Genomic DNA, 14,670 nt, shown 5'->3' on the forward strand with positions numbered 1-14,670 from the left:
TGTTAAGTTTTTTGGGGGCATTATGGCGTCGGATCTTCTGAATGTAGGGGCACAAAGTGTTCTTACTGCTCAGAGACAGCTAAACACCACAGGTCATAACATTTCTAACGCCAATACAGAGGGCTATAGCCGCCAATCTGTGATTCAAGGTGTTAATGATCCGCGCCAGTACGGTGGTCAAACCTACGGCATGGGTGTGCATGTGGAAAATGTTCGCCGCTCTTGGGACCAATTTGCCGTCAATGAACTTAACCTATCGACAACCAATGCCGCCAACAAAGGCGACACTCAAGGCAACTTGGATATGCTGTCGAATATGTTGTCTTCGGTGGCTTCGAAGAAGATTCCAGAAAACCTAAATGAATGGTTTGATTCGGTTAAAACCTTAGCCGATACACCGAATGACGTTGGTGCACGAGAGGTCGTACTAGAAAAAGCCGAGCTACTCAGTAAAACGCTGAATGAATTTCATGAGACGGTTCGACAACAGTCTGATTCTACTAATAAAAAATTAGATATGGGTATCGAACGAGTCAACCAACTCGCGATCGAGATTCGTGATGTTCAACGCCTGATGATGCGAACCCCTGGGCCGCACAATGACTTGCGAGATAAGCACGAAAAGCTAATCAATGAGCTTTCTGGTTATACCAAAGTAACAGTGACGCCGCGCTCAAATGCCGAAGGCTTCAATGTCCATATCGGCAACGGTCACACCTTAGTATCAGGTAGTGAGGCAAGCCAGCTAAAAATGGTGGATGGTTTACCTGACGCACACCAGCGTAGATTAGCGATTGTTGAAGGTAAGTCTTTAAAGCCGATCACTAGTAGTGATATTGATGGAAAAATTGGTGCCATGTTAGATATGCGAGATGAACATATCCCAGCGATCATGGATGAGCTTGGTCGCTTGGCAACAGCTTTTTCATATAAGGTTAACTCCTTTCAACAACAAGGTTTAGATCTCAATGGTAACGTGGGTAAGAATTTATTTACTGATGTGAACTCTGAGCTGATGGCAAAATCTCGTGTGACGACAAGCGGGCAATCCAAAGCGGATGTTGCTGTGTTTATTGATGATACTTCTGACTTAAAAGGTGGGGAGTACGGTCTTAAATACGATGGTAGTGATTACGTGGTGACCAAGCCAAGTGGCGAAACGGTCAAAGTGAGTACCGATTCGAGCGGCAACGCATTTTACCTTGATGGTATGCGCGTTGAAATTCGTAATCCCCCCGAACTTGGTGAAAAGCTGTTACTGCGTCCAACGCGTAATTTTGCTGCGCAGGTCCATGTGACAACCACAGATCCAAAAGATATTGCTGCACAAAGCTATGAAGCGTCCACGACGTTTGCCAAGGGCACAGCTGGGTTTAAAATCCTTGAGGCGGGTCAGCTACGTGAATTTGAAGTGATTGTGTCCCCAAAAGGTGAGCAATTTGCAGTGACGGATCCCAAGGGCAACATCTTAATGCAGCCTCAGCCATATCCACCACAAGGGCCTGTGACGATTAACGGTACGACCTTTGAACTAACAGCGGGAGCTGTGCCGAACGATAAGTTTACGGCAAACCTTGTCCCATCAGAGGGTGACAATGGCAACTTACGTAATTTTCAAGATCTTCAAACCGAAAAAGTTTTGAACGATGGTGAGTCTACGATTTTAGACCTTTACCACAACCTGAATACTAATACGGGTCTGAAGTCTTCAACGGCTAATCGTTTAAGTGAAATTGCGACGTTGGAAAAGCAGTCTGCCCAAGAGCGTATTGCTTCAATCTCGGGGGTCAACCTCGATGAAGAAGCGGCAAACATGATGAAGTTTCAACAAGCTTATATGGCTTCTTCACGCATCATGCAAGCTGCTAACGACACGTTTAATACTATTTTGGCTCTGAGGTAGAATTGTAAATGTTGAATCGTATTTCCAGCTTCCATAATTATCAGGCAGTACAAAATGACTTGCGCCGCCAAGAGAATAAGGTACATCACAACCAAGCGCAGCTCGCCTCCGGTAAAAAGTTACAGTCGCCAAGTGATGACCCGTTAGCGACGCATTATTTACAAAATATCGGCCAGCAATCAGAGCAGCTAGAGCAATACGTTGATGCTATTACCCTAGTCAGGAACCGTCTTGAGCACCATGAGGTACTAATCGCCAACTCGGAAGGTTTTGCTGATGAGGCAAAGCGAACCGTAATGGAAATGATCAACGGTGCACTTTCTCCTGAAGACCGTTTAGCGAAGAAGCGTGAAATCCAAGAGTTAGCGAATAACTTTTTGTACTTAGCGAACTCTCAAGACGAGTCTGGCAACTACACATTCGCCGGTACTAAGCCGAAAAGCCAGCCTTTCTTTCGCGATAACGAAGGAACAGTGACGTATCAAGGCGACGACTATCAGCGCAAGATGCGAGTCGCGAGTAGCTTTGAGATGGCGATGAATGATCCTGGCAGTAAGTTATTTATGGAAATAGATAACCCATTCGGTGATTACGAGCCTCAATATGAACTTGAGCCCGCATCTGAGTTACTGCTAGGCCGCGCAACCAACAGCGCTGAAGATGGTTCTACTTATAAAGTAACCTTTGTTGATATGCAGACCGGTAAGTTTGCGTACCAACTTGAAAAAGATGGCGCAGTGGTTGCTGCTGAAGATTTTGACCCTGCGACTGGCATTGTCTACGAAGGGTTAAATATTCAGTTTAAAGGACAAGTCACCAAGGGTGATTCGATCACCTTAGAGCCGAGAGAGACATTCTCGATCTTTGACACGTTCAAAGAAGCGGCAGAACAGGTAGAAAACCCAGTGTCCGATGCATCGGCAACGGCAAAACTGCACCAAATGACGGAAGAGTTTCATGCTGCGTTTATTCACTTAACGAAAGCAAGAACAGACGTTGGTGCCCGTTTGAGTACATTGGATATTCAAGAGCAACAACATGAAGATTTTAAGTTGTCTTTGGCGAAAGCGAAAAGCAACTTTGAAGATTTGGATTACTCGAAAGCCATCATTGAATTCAATGAAAACTCTCGAGCATTGCAAGCTTCACAACAAGCGTTTGGTAAAACAAAAGACCTAACCTTGTTTAACTATATTTAATGATTTATCGGTATTTAGTGGTGAACTGCTAAATACAAAGGAGTCGATTCTTTGCCTTATGTGCTATGCCATACGTGCGAATGACTTCAAAAATTGCCGCTTTTTCGTACGAAGCATAATGTTTCTTGATATAGCGGCAAAAAACGGCAACAAGAGGATGAGGGCAGTTTCATCTTCTAAAAGTAAACAATCATAATCGCGTTTAATTTTCTGTAAGTTTTTGATTATTAGTCAATAAAAAAATTATTTATACAAAATTAAACTTGGCATACAACTTGTATCTGTGTTGGTTATAAATGATTAATACAGATCTTAAACCTTGTATAAGGTTTATTGAATAACATACGGTCAGTGCTTATCCATATGAGAGTAAAGCTGGCCGCTTCGCAGAGAGCTTGCGAACTCATAAGGAGAGCAAAATGGCAGTTAATGTAAGTACTAACGTTTCCGCAATGACAGCGCAGCGTTACCTGAATAAAGCGTCTAATGACTTAGCGACTTCTATGGAGCGTCTGTCATCTGGTCACAAGATCAACAGCGCGAAAGACGATGCGGCAGGTCTGCAAATCTCGAACCGTCTAACGGCTCAATCTCGTGGTCTTGATGTGGCAATGCGTAATGCCAACGACGGTATTTCGATTGCTCAAACGGCAGAAGGTGCGATGAACGAATCGACTAACGTACTACAACGTATGCGTGATCTAGCGATTCAATCATCAAACGGTACTAACTCGCCGGCAGAGCGTACTGCACTGAATGAAGAGTCAATGGCACTTCAAGATGAGCTTAACCGTATCGCGGAAACCACATCGTTTGGTGGTCGTCGTCTACTGAACGGGTCATTCGGTGAAGCTTCATTCCAGATCGGTTCTAACTCTGGTGAAGCAATGATCATGGCTCTGACAAGTATCCGTGCAGATGACTACCGTATGGGTGGTACTACGTTCGATTCAGAAAACGCGAAAGATAAGAACTGGGAAGTGCCGCCAACGGCGAGCGACCTTAAGTTTGAATTCAAAACTAAAGCGGGTGAAGACATCGTTCTAGATATCAAAACTAAAGCTGGAGACGATATTGAAGAGTTAGCGACTTACATTAATGGTCAATCTGACTTACTAAATGCATCGGTTACTGATGACGGTCGTTTACAGTTATTCGTAGCAGAACCAGACCTAGATGGTGCGATGTCTATCTCTGGTGGCTTGGCATCTGAGCTTGGAATTAAGAGCGAAGGCCGTGCAACATCAGTTCAAGATATCAGTCTAACAAGTGTTGCTGGTTCACAGAACGCTATCAGCGTTATTGATTCTGCATTGAAGTACGTAGATTCACAGCGTGCTGATTTGGGTGCGAAACAGAACCGTCTAAGCCACAGTATTAATAACTTGGCAAACGTTCAAGAGAACGTAGACGCTTCAAACAGCCGAATCAAAGATACGGACTTTGCGAAAGAGACGACGCAAATGACCAAATCACAAATTCTGCAACAAGCAGGTACTTCAATACTTGCTCAAGCAAAACAATTGCCTAACTCTGCAATGTCACTATTGCAATAGTTATTGGTTGAACTTGCTGCTCGTGTTCAGACGTGAGCCATGCAGCAAGGGAAACTGGCAAGCATACTTACTAGTGAGTGTTTAGCTCTCTCATCTCTCACCTGCTATCCATTTTTACGGTAAGAATGCAACGGCGAGTCGGAAATGTGTTCATTTCTCGATGATCTCCACACAGGCTCTGACGCGCCAACTAGCCCCGGTTCTCTCAAAGGAAAAGGGGCTTTTTCCTTTCTGCAGATTGTGTTTTATTTTCCCTTCTAACGATCTTTCTTCGTTTTCTCGCTCTGCTAGTTTCAATTTTCTCTGAGGACTTTGTGAAAAACAGCCCACCTTTTTGCCTACAGCCATGAATTTTGCTGATTGATCATTTCTGTACGTAGGCTAACTAAAAAGCCAGTTTGAACGTTTTTCAAACAGCCTACATGCTCTCAATAACAAAAATCTACAGTTATTTTAGAAAGTTTAATTTTTAAGTTGTTGAAATTTTTATGGTTAATAATTTTCTTGTGGTTTTTTTAAAGTTTTTCTAAAGCTTCTGATTTTCGAGCCGTTATTAAAAGTAACTTTGAGAGAACTACTTGGTTTTCCGAGACGTCGGAAACCGCAATACCGGAAAATCAATTGGAGAAATCACCATGGCAGTGAATGTAAATACCAACGTTTCAGCGATGACTGCGCAACGTTACCTAAACAACGCAAACAGCGCACAACAAACATCAATGGAGCGTCTATCTTCTGGCTCTAAAATCAATAGCGCAAAAGACGACGCTGCGGGCCTACAAATCTCTAACCGTTTGAACGTTCAAAGCCGCGGCTTAGATGTTGCTGTTCGTAACGCGAACGATGGTATCTCTATTGCACAAACCGCTGAAGGCGCAATGAACGAGACGACTAACATCCTGCAACGTATGCGTGATCTTTCTCTACAATCTTCAAACGGCTCAAACTCAAAAGCTGAGCGTGTAGCGATTCAAGAAGAAGTAACGGCTCTGAACGACGAGCTAAACCGCATTGCGGAAACGACGTCTTTTGGTGGTAACAAGCTGCTTAACGGTACTTACGGTACACAATCATTCCAAATCGGTGCGGATAACGGCGAAGCGGTAATGCTGAACCTGAAAGATATGCGCTCTGATAATGCTCAGATGGGTGGTAAGAGCTACCAAACTGAGAACGCTAAAGACAAAGACTGGAACGTACAAGCGGGTTCAAACGACCTAAAACTATCGTTCACAGATAACTTTGGTCAAGCGCAAGAAATCGACATCAGCGCAAAAGCGGGTGACGACATCGAAGAGCTAGCGACATACATCAACGGTCAACAAGACTCTGTTAAAGCGTCTGTAACTGAAGATGGCAAGCTACAAATGTTCGCGGGCAACAACAAGGTAAGCGGCGATGTGTCTTTCTCTGGTGGTCTTGCTGGTGAGCTAGGCATTCAAGCTTCTAAAGAAGTGACGGTTGATACTATCGACGTAACGTCTGTTGGCGGTGCTCAAGAGTCTGTAGCAATCATCGATGCGGCACTTAAGTACGTAGATAGCCACCGTGCAGAACTGGGTGCATTCCAAAACCGTTTCGACCATGCAATCAGCAACTTAGACAACATAAACGAGAACGTTAATGCATCTAAGAGCCGCATTAAAGATACCGACTTCGCGAAAGAAACGACTCAGATGACTAAGTCTCAGATCCTTTCTCAAGCTTCAAGCTCGATTCTTGCTCAAGCGAAGCAAGCGCCAAACTCGGCACTTAGCCTACTAGGTTAATCGATTGAAAAGCCACGTTGACTATAAGCGTTGTTGAGACAAAGCGTTAACGAAAGGCCTCCACAAATTAGCTCGTGGTGAGAGATGAGCGCTAAACAAACCCAGCTTCGGCTGGGTTTTTGCTTTTCTGCGGGTGGCTAAAGTGCATGCGGGAATGCCTAAATTGGGTAATGGGTAATAAGTGAGACTCCCTGTCACGGTCGTCCGTCCTTGTAGGGAATGACGGGAGCCGGACGAAGGTTATCCCATTTTTTTTAATAGCATCACTAATGGTTAGAGTAAGCAATGTCGCAGTTAGACCAAATATTTTATTGTTATTCCAGACCCGAGTATAACGAGGTATCAGGAATCTAGCTTTTCGAGGAAGTGATTTCTTTAGTTTTTGTCTCCCACTTTCAGAAATGAAGAGCTATCTGTACGTCGGTGAGGTAATTAACCGTCATTCCAGAACCGAGTAGAGCGAAGTGTCAGGAATCTAGCTTTTAGAGGAGGTGATTTTTTAGTTTTGGTTTACCGCTGTCAGAAATGAAGAGCTATCTGTAAGTCGGTGAGGTAATTAACCGCCATCCCAGAGTCGAGTAGAACGAGATATCAGGGATCCGCTTTATTCTTTTTATGTACAAGGCAACACTTATAAATGAGTGAAGACAGGAAACTTTAGCGCATATCGGTCGATTAATTGAACGGCGATCACACTTTTCTTTGTTATTGAAAATAATGCGAAAAAAAACACATTTTTTATTAAAGCTTCTAATTAAGGCGCCGTTAAAGGGATTGAGAGAAATGATATGTACCAATGTAAGGTGAGAGAGACAGTGGTGCGTAAACAAATTGATATGTATTTGTGTGAGGTGAGAGTCACATGAGTGCGTTAAAAAATGCCTAAAGGAGATCAACTATGGCGATTAATGTAAGCACTAACGTGTCTGCAATGACGGCTCAGCGTTACCTAAACAACGCGGCTGAAGGTACTCAAAAATCAATGGAGCGTTTGTCCTCTGGCTATAAAATCAATAGCGCAAAAGATGATGCTGCAGGCTTACAAATCTCTAACCGCTTAACGTCACAAAGTCGCGGCCTAGATATGGCTGTGAAAAACGCAAATGACGGTATCTCTATTGCACAGACAGCTGAAGGTGCAATGAATGAGTCAACCAACATTCTGCAACGTATGCGTGACCTTTCTCTTCAATCTGCAAACGGTTCAAACAGCAAGTCTGAGCGTGTCGCTATCCAAGAAGAAGTATCTGCTCTTAACACAGAACTTAACCGTATCGCTGAAACAACCTCTTTTGGTGGTAACAAGCTTCTAAACGGTACTTACGGTAGCCAATCTTTCCAAATCGGTGCTGACTCTGGTGAAGCGGTAATGCTATCTATGGGCAACATGCGTACCGACACTCAAGAAATGGGTGGTAAGAGCTATGGTGTTACTGAAGGTAAAGATCCATCATGGCGTGTAGGTGCTGGTGCTGACCTGACTATCAAATACAACGATAAGTTCGGTGAAGCTCAAGAGCTATCTATCTCTGCTAAAGAAGGCAACGATATCGAAGAGCTAGCAACTTACATCAACGGTCAAAGCCAAGACGTTAAAGCGTCTGTAGGTGAAGGCGGTAAACTGCAACTTTTCGCTTCTAGCCAAAAAGTTGAAGGTGATGTTGAGTTTGGTGGCAGCCTTGCAAGTGAGCTAGGTATTGGTGCAGGTAAAGATGTAACTGTAAACGACATCGACGTAACATCAGTTGCGGGTGCAAACGAAGCGGTATCCATCATCGATGGCGCTCTAAAATCTGTAGATAGCCAACGTGCATCTCTTGGTGCATTCCAAAACCGTTTTGACCACGCAATCAGCAACTTAGACAACATCAACGAAAACGTTAATGCGTCTAAGAGCCGTATCAAAGATACCGATTACGCGAAAGAAACAACAGCAATGACGAAGTCTCAAATCCTACAACAGGCGAGTACTTCTATTCTAGCTCAAGCAAAACAATCGCCATCAGCAGCTCTAAGCTTATTGGGCTAAACTTACCTCGGTAAGTAGCGGTAAACTCCGCTTTACGTGGAGTTTTACTGTTGGCTCATGAAGGAGGGAGGGAGAGTGTTATGGAAATACCATCTAACGCATCGAACATCCAGCCTTATGGCTCACCTAATGGCATTAAAATTGCAAGCGATGAAGGTAGTAGTGCGTCGAGCATTTCACGACTGAAAGAAGCAACCTCTCATGGCAAGGTAGAGAAATCGAAAGAAGAAGCTACCGAAGCTGCGATTCAATTAGCTCAAGAGAGAAAAGAGTTAAATGATGAAGAGCGAGTCAAAATGGTGGAGAAGGTAAACGAGTTTATCTCCTCTCTCAATAAGGGCGTTGCCTTTAAGGTCGATGAAGAATCAGGAAGGGATGTGGTGACTATTTATGAAACCACAACCGGCGATATTATTCGTCAGATACCTGATGAAGAAATGCTTGAAATTCTAAGACGCCTAGCAGCCCAAAACTCGAATAGTAGAATATTTGAGGTGAAGGTCTAAGTCGTATTATTGAGGTGGTTTAATGAGTTTTGGCCCAATGGGGATTTCGTCTGGCATGGATATCAATTCCATGGTCAGCAAAATTGTGGATTCGGAGCGTGTACCTAAACAGCAACGAATCGACAATGAAAGAGCGCGAATCGAAACCAGCATTAGTGCCTATGGAAGACTCAGAGAATCTCTCGATTCGATGAAAAACCTGATGACAAACTTTCGTCAGGAAAAAGCTTTCGCTGTACGTACAGTTGAAAGTACCGATGAAGGTCTTGTTTCTGCAACCGCGACTACTGAAGCGATCGCTGGCAAATATGCCATCGATGTGTTGCAGCTTGCCCAAAGCCATAAAGTGGCGTCAGATGTCTTGTCTGATGACATGAAATTTGGCCCAGGTAAGCTGCAGGTTTCGCTTGGTGATGATAGCTTTGATGTACAAGTTGGAGATAGATCAAAGCTAATCGATGTTGTTCGCAGCATAAACGGTGCAGATAGAAACCCAGGCGTTCGTGCATCCATTATTAATGATACCGAAGGCCCTCGACTTATTGTCGCATCCAACAAATCTGGCGCAGATCAACAGATTAGCATTAATGTAGAGTCTGATGCGTCAAATCCTCTAAAAAAACTCGAATACAAAACCCTTGAAGAACGTGTTGAAGCGCTAGAGAAAGCTCGCCTTGCCGCTCAAGAGGTACTTGGGCTCACACCTACTGGAAAAGCCGCTGATCTTATCGATGAGGCTATCTTTGACGATGTCCCGAAAGCTGATGAAGCTGTCGACGAAGACGGCAATATCATTCCAGGTTCTCAAGCGGACTCAACGTCTCCTGAAGAAGATGGCTCTCAAAGCCTTAGTTTTGGTGAACAAGCCGCTGCAGATGGTCAAGCTGCCTTAGACGCCGCTCAAGCGGCAAAATCTGTCATGCCTGAAGACAATATCCCAGGTTGGACGGAAACCGCTTCTGGCACGCTTTTAGATTCTTATTACACACCAGAACTTGAGCTTGACGAAAAAGCCATCGAGAAAGCGCCTGATGTTCCTGGTTGGTCGAACACGGCCTCTGGTACCTTAACTGATTCATATGTGACACCGAAAGAAGCCCAGCAAAAGCTTGAGGCAGAACAAGCACGTATCGAAGAAAAGATCGCTCAAGAAAAAGCGGATCTGGCCAAGAAAGTAGAAAACGGTGAATTGACCGCAGAGCAAGCGAAAAATATCGAGCGTGCCAAATTAGAGCCTGAAGAGCGAGAGCGCTTAGAGAAAGTCGATAAGGCACAAGCTGATTTGGCGCTTGCTCAGCAATCTTTTGATAGTTACAGCGGCATGACCGAAGTTCAAGCTGGCCAAGACTCAATGGTCGTTCTGGATGGTGTCGCTCAGCTCTCTAGCAATAACAACGTGATTGAAGATGCTGTTGAAGGCATTGATATTACGGTGAAAGGAAAGACGCCAAAAGATAAGCCACCGGCAGAAATTGGTGTTGAGTACGACCGTAATAGTGTTCGCCAAGACATTGAAGCCTTTGTGAATTCTTACAACCAGTTTTACCAAGTGTCTAAAAACTTGGCGGGTGTTGATCCTGCGACCGGACAAAAAGGCCCGCTTTCTGGTGATAGTACGGTTCGCAACGCCGACTCACGATTGAAAGGGGTATTCTCTTCAAGCATCGAAGGGGCACCTGAAAACCTCAAGTCTTTAACTGAGTTTGGTATCACGACCACCAGACAAGGCTCATTAGAGATCAACTACGACATGTTGGACCGACAGCTAAACAATAACTTTGATAAGCTGGGCGAGTTCTTTGGCGGCAATAATGGCTTTGCTAAAAAGGTCGAAGATGCGATTCAGGGTATCACTGGTATTACGGGCTCAATCCGTACTCGAGAAAAGAGCCTGGTTGAGCAAAACTACCGTTTAGCGGACGACCAAAACGCCTTAGACCGCCGAATGGACAGTCTTGAAAGTCGTACTCACTCTAAGTTCACCGCCATGCAAGATGCAACCAGTAAGATGCAGTCTCAGCTTGGCAGCATGATGAATGCGTTGGGTTAATAGATGACCAGTCAGCTTCAAGAGCTTTGTGAACTAGATCAATTAATTATCTCTAAACTCGAATTTAGCGAAATTAATGCTGAAGAAATAGCGACGCTTGTCGATAACAGAGAACAGTTATTGCAAAACGTGCTTCAATTCATCGATTCACACCCTGACGTTAAGCAAAGTTCGGAGTGGTTTGAAGCCATTTCGAGAACACGAAAATTAGTCGAATTGATGCAGTCTGAAACAGGTCGGGTAGGGAAAACCCTGCACAAGTACCGACACGGTGCCAAGTCAGTTCAACAATACAAAAAGTTTTTATAGAAGAGGTTTACTATGCGCGGTTCTTTACAGGCATATAAAAAGGTATCAGTGGATAGTCAGCTAACGGCTGCCTCACCGCATAAGATTGTGCAAATGCTGATGGCGGGCGCGATTGAGCGTTTGATCCAAGGTAAAGCGGCAATGCAAGCGGGCAATATCCCTGTGAAAGGTGAGCGTCTTGGCAAGGCTCTAGATATCATTATTAGCCTACGCAGCTGCCTTTCTATGGACGATGGTGGTGATATTGCGAAAAACCTAGATCAACTTTATGAGTTCATGATCACGCAAATTTCTGCGGCAAATCACAAAAATGACCCTCAGTCTATTGATGATGTTATAGATATTATTCGCGAAATTAAGAGCGCTTGGGACCAAATTCCGAGTGAATATCACAACTTGACGTCTGCTGAAGTCGGTATTTAAAGAAAAATTGCTGTTTTAGCCAACCTTAGATCCGCTAATTGGTTGGTTGCCTTATTTTTTTAATCAAATAAAATAGAAGCCATTAGATAGCCTAATGGCTTTTTTCGTTGCTGATTTCATAAATTTGTCTTCGTAAACCATAATCACAGATAGAATTCTAAATTTTATGGATTACGTTGCTCACCGTTTTTCCGCATCGCACCAAAATAAAGGCAATAATTCCTACTTATGCAAGGTTTGGCAAAACTGCTTGTCGTCGACGATAACGCTCAAGATCGTCACAATTTAAGCACAATATTAGAGTTTGTAGGAGAGAGCTGCGAAGTTATCAGCTCTGAACAAGCGCGCAAAGTCGACTGGTCACTACAGTGGGCTGGTTGCATTATCGGCTCAATAAAAGGTAAAGGCTTCAACGCACTACTGAATGATAAGCTTGTTCACGCGAATCATATCCCTCTGCTTGTGATTGGCAAAAACAACCATCCTGTTGATGAGCTCACCAATTTTGTTGGTGAGCTCGAGCTGCCCCTAAACTACCCTCAGTTAAGTGACGCATTAAGACACTGTAAAGATTTCCTAGGTCGCAAAGGGGTTCAAGTTGTCTCTTCAGCACGTAAGAACACACTGTTTCGCAGCCTAGTGGGTCAAAGTGCTGGTATTCAAGAAGTCCGTCACCTGATTGAACAAGTCTCCTCTACGGAAGCGAATGTACTGATTCTTGGTGAATCCGGTACCGGCAAAGAGGTGGTTGCACGTAACATTCATTACCATTCAAAACGCCGCTCTGGCCCGTTTGTGCCAGTGAACTGTGGCGCAATCCCTCCAGATTTGTTGGAGAGTGAACTGTTTGGTCATGAGAAAGGCGCATTTACTGGCGCAATTACCGCACGTAAAGGGCGTTTTGAGTTAGCTGAAGGTGGCACGCTATTTCTTGATGAGATTGGCGACATGCCAATGGCTATGCAAGTTAAGTTGTTACGTGTACTGCAAGAGCGATGTTTTGAGCGTGTAGGTGGTAATTGCACTATTCAGGCTAACGTTCGAGTGATTGCGGCAACACACCGTAACCTTGAAGATATGATCGACGATGATTCATTCCGTGAAGATCTTTACTACCGCTTGAATGTGTTTCCGATTGAAATGCCGGCCTTACAAGAGCGTAAAGAAGATATTCCTCTTCTACTTCAAGAGCTTATGACTAGAATGGAAGCGGAAGGTAGTCTGCCTATCTGCTTTACGCCTCGAGCGATTAACTCTTTGATGGAACATGACTGGCCAGGTAATGTACGTGAATTGGCAAACTTAGTGGAACGCATGGTTATTCTTTATCCGAATAGCCTAGTGGACGTAAACCACCTGCCAACTAAGTATCGATACAGTGATATCCCTGAATTCCAACCAGAGTTTAATAGCTTTGTGTCTGAGCAAGAGCAAGAGCGTGACGCGTTAGCCGACCTGTTCTCTGAAGATTTCAGCTTCGATCAGCAAGATGATATGACTGACAACGCGAATGCACCTCAGGAACTACCACCAGAAGGGGTTAACCTGAAAGAGCTGCTTGCTGATATGGAAGTGAATATGATCAATCAAGCTTTGGAAGCTCAAGGCGGTATTGTTGCTCGAGCGGCAGACATGTTAGGTATGCGCAGAACCACTCTGGTTGAGAAAATGCGTAAATACAATCTGCAGCGTTAGTGTTCTGCTTTTCGAAAACGAAAAACAAACACGAAATTTTTAGCTAATCGTTCACTTTAGCTAAGCGATAAGATAAACCATAGTCGAGTTGTTGCTTGCTTAACTATGTGATAAATATAGCAAATAGCCTGACTCGTTTTGTGCGTGTCAGGCTGTTTTAGTATTTGAGGCAAATTTTTGACATGCACGTATCTAACGAACCAGAAAACCAATCACACCTAGATTCTGTTGAACAACAGGTCGAGCGTTACAAGCAAGTGCTCGACGTTATGCCAGCTGGTGTTATCTTGTTAGATACCCATGGTGAAGTGAGAGAAGCAAACCCTGAAGCGCACCGCATTCTTGGCGTCGAGTTAGTTGGAGAGAAGTGGTTTTCTGTTATCCAAAGTGCTTTTGACCCAAAGGACGATGATGGTCATGAGATCTCATTAAAGAATGGTCGAAAGGTACGTTTGGCGATTTCTGCTTCCACCACAGGTCAGCTGATTTTGATTACCGATCTGACCGAGACGCGTTTGCTGCAATCACGGGTTAGTGATCTTCAGCGTTTGTCGTCATTAGGCAGAATGGTGGCGTCACTTGCTCATCAGGTTCGGACACCGCTTTCTAGTGCGATGTTGTATGCGTCAAACCTTGCCGCACCGAATCTACCGCCGGCAACAAAGACACGTTTTCAATCTAAGCTTATGGATAGACTTCATGACTTAGAGAAGCAAGTTAATGACATGCTGTTGTTTGCTAAGGGCGGCGATAACAAGGTGGTGAAACCTTTTACAGTGGCTGAATTGATAACAGAATTTCAGCCAATGGTAGAAGCGGCGTTGAAATCGAACCAAATTGATTACTGCCAAGAAGTGGAAGGCGAACAGACTCAAATGTTCGGTAATGCCAACGCGATTGCCTCCGCTTTAAGTAATTTGGTTTTGAATGCGGTTCAAATTGCTGGCAAAGAATCACAGATAGATGTGTTTTTTAGGCCGGTAAACGGCGAGCTTAAGATATCAGTACAAGACAGTGGTCCCGGCGTACCAAAAGAGCTTCAAGGTAAAATTATGGAACCATTCTTTACCACTCGCTCACAAGGCACAGGTTTAGGCTTGGCGGTTGTGCAAATGGTATGTCGAGCACATGAAGGCCGACTGGAATTGATATCAGAAGAGGGCGACGGCGCATGCTTTACTATGTGTTTGCCGCTAGAAAGAAGCGCTTCTACTGAAGATTAATAAGTTTT

At 44.2% G+C, this 14,670-nt stretch carries 11 protein-coding genes; all 11 read left to right on the forward strand.

The annotated features are described in order from the left end of the window. The first annotated feature begins 22 nt into the window (after positions 1-22). The gene (flgK, locus tag BTO10_RS10585) at positions 23-1,903 is read left to right on the forward strand and encodes a flagellar hook-associated protein FlgK (protein WP_004739702.1); all 1,881 of its coding nucleotides are present in this window, start codon (positions 23-25) and stop codon (positions 1,901-1,903) included. 8 nt (positions 1,904-1,911) lie between these two features. Beyond that, a complete protein-coding gene (gene flgL, locus BTO10_RS10590; protein ID WP_004739701.1) occupies positions 1,912-3,102 on the forward strand; it encodes a flagellar hook-associated protein FlgL in 1,191 nt (396 codons plus the stop codon). Positions 3,103-3,521: 419 nt separating this feature from the next. Beyond that, on the forward strand, positions 3,522-4,658 hold the full coding sequence (locus BTO10_RS10595; RefSeq protein ID WP_004739699.1) for a flagellin: 1,137 nt from the start codon (positions 3,522-3,524) through the stop codon (positions 4,656-4,658). 635 nt (positions 4,659-5,293) lie between these two features. Further along, positions 5,294-6,427 carry a flagellin gene (locus BTO10_RS10610; protein WP_063523634.1) on the forward strand — a complete coding sequence of 378 codons (1,134 nt, stop codon included), beginning with the start codon at positions 5,294-5,296 and terminating at the stop codon, positions 6,425-6,427. A gap of 898 nt (positions 6,428-7,325) precedes the next feature. Then, positions 7,326-8,456, forward strand: a complete 1,131-nt coding sequence (locus BTO10_RS10615; RefSeq protein WP_105024507.1) for a flagellin — start codon at positions 7,326-7,328, stop codon at positions 8,454-8,456. An 80-nt stretch (positions 8,457-8,536) separates the two neighbouring features. Next, a complete protein-coding gene (gene flaG / locus BTO10_RS10620) occupies positions 8,537-8,962 on the forward strand; it encodes a flagellar protein FlaG (RefSeq protein ID WP_063523632.1) in 426 nt (141 codons plus the stop codon). Between the two features lie 22 nt (positions 8,963-8,984). Then, the gene (gene fliD, locus BTO10_RS10625; RefSeq protein ID WP_105024508.1) at positions 8,985-11,012 is read left to right on the forward strand and encodes a flagellar filament capping protein FliD; all 2,028 of its coding nucleotides are present in this window, start codon (positions 8,985-8,987) and stop codon (positions 11,010-11,012) included. A 3-nt stretch (positions 11,013-11,015) separates the two neighbouring features. Continuing rightward, positions 11,016-11,321: a flagellar protein FliT gene (locus BTO10_RS10630; protein WP_004739828.1), complete on the forward strand. Its 306-nt coding sequence runs from the start codon at positions 11,016-11,018 to the stop codon at positions 11,319-11,321. A 12-nt stretch (positions 11,322-11,333) separates the two neighbouring features. Beyond that, a complete protein-coding gene (fliS, locus tag BTO10_RS10635; protein ID WP_004739829.1) occupies positions 11,334-11,744 on the forward strand; it encodes a flagellar export chaperone FliS in 411 nt (136 codons plus the stop codon). A gap of 228 nt (positions 11,745-11,972) precedes the next feature. After that, positions 11,973-13,439 carry a sigma-54 dependent transcriptional regulator gene (locus tag BTO10_RS10640; protein WP_105024509.1) on the forward strand — a complete coding sequence of 489 codons (1,467 nt, stop codon included), beginning with the start codon at positions 11,973-11,975 and terminating at the stop codon, positions 13,437-13,439. A 182-nt stretch (positions 13,440-13,621) separates the two neighbouring features. Beyond that, on the forward strand, positions 13,622-14,662 hold the full coding sequence (locus BTO10_RS10645; protein ID WP_004739832.1) for a sensor histidine kinase: 1,041 nt from the start codon (positions 13,622-13,624) through the stop codon (positions 14,660-14,662). Positions 14,663-14,670 lie beyond the last annotated feature (8 nt).

The sequence above is a fragment of the Vibrio chagasii genome, assembly GCF_002954585.1.
Classification (GTDB): Bacteria; Pseudomonadota; Gammaproteobacteria; order Enterobacterales; family Vibrionaceae; genus Vibrio; species Vibrio chagasii_A.

Excerpts from the sequence above, each read along its gene's own strand:
- flgK (WP_004739702.1), top strand. The coding sequence starts at position 23 with ATGGCGTCGGATCTTCTGAATGTAGGGGCACAAAGTGTTCTTACTGCT.
- flgL (WP_004739701.1), top strand. The coding sequence starts at position 1,912 with ATGTTGAATCGTATTTCCAGCTTCCATAATTATCAGGCAGTACAAAAT.
- BTO10_RS10595 (WP_004739699.1), top strand. The coding sequence starts at position 3,522 with ATGGCAGTTAATGTAAGTACTAACGTTTCCGCAATGACAGCGCAGCGT.
- BTO10_RS10610 (WP_063523634.1), top strand. The coding sequence starts at position 5,294 with ATGGCAGTGAATGTAAATACCAACGTTTCAGCGATGACTGCGCAACGT.
- BTO10_RS10615 (WP_105024507.1), top strand. The coding sequence starts at position 7,326 with ATGGCGATTAATGTAAGCACTAACGTGTCTGCAATGACGGCTCAGCGT.
- flaG (WP_063523632.1), top strand. The coding sequence starts at position 8,537 with ATGGAAATACCATCTAACGCATCGAACATCCAGCCTTATGGCTCACCT.
- fliD (WP_105024508.1), top strand. The coding sequence starts at position 8,985 with ATGAGTTTTGGCCCAATGGGGATTTCGTCTGGCATGGATATCAATTCC.
- BTO10_RS10630 (WP_004739828.1), top strand. The coding sequence starts at position 11,016 with ATGACCAGTCAGCTTCAAGAGCTTTGTGAACTAGATCAATTAATTATC.
- fliS (WP_004739829.1), top strand. The coding sequence starts at position 11,334 with ATGCGCGGTTCTTTACAGGCATATAAAAAGGTATCAGTGGATAGTCAG.
- BTO10_RS10640 (WP_105024509.1), top strand. The coding sequence starts at position 11,973 with ATGCAAGGTTTGGCAAAACTGCTTGTCGTCGACGATAACGCTCAAGAT.
- BTO10_RS10645 (WP_004739832.1), top strand. The coding sequence starts at position 13,622 with ATGCACGTATCTAACGAACCAGAAAACCAATCACACCTAGATTCTGTT.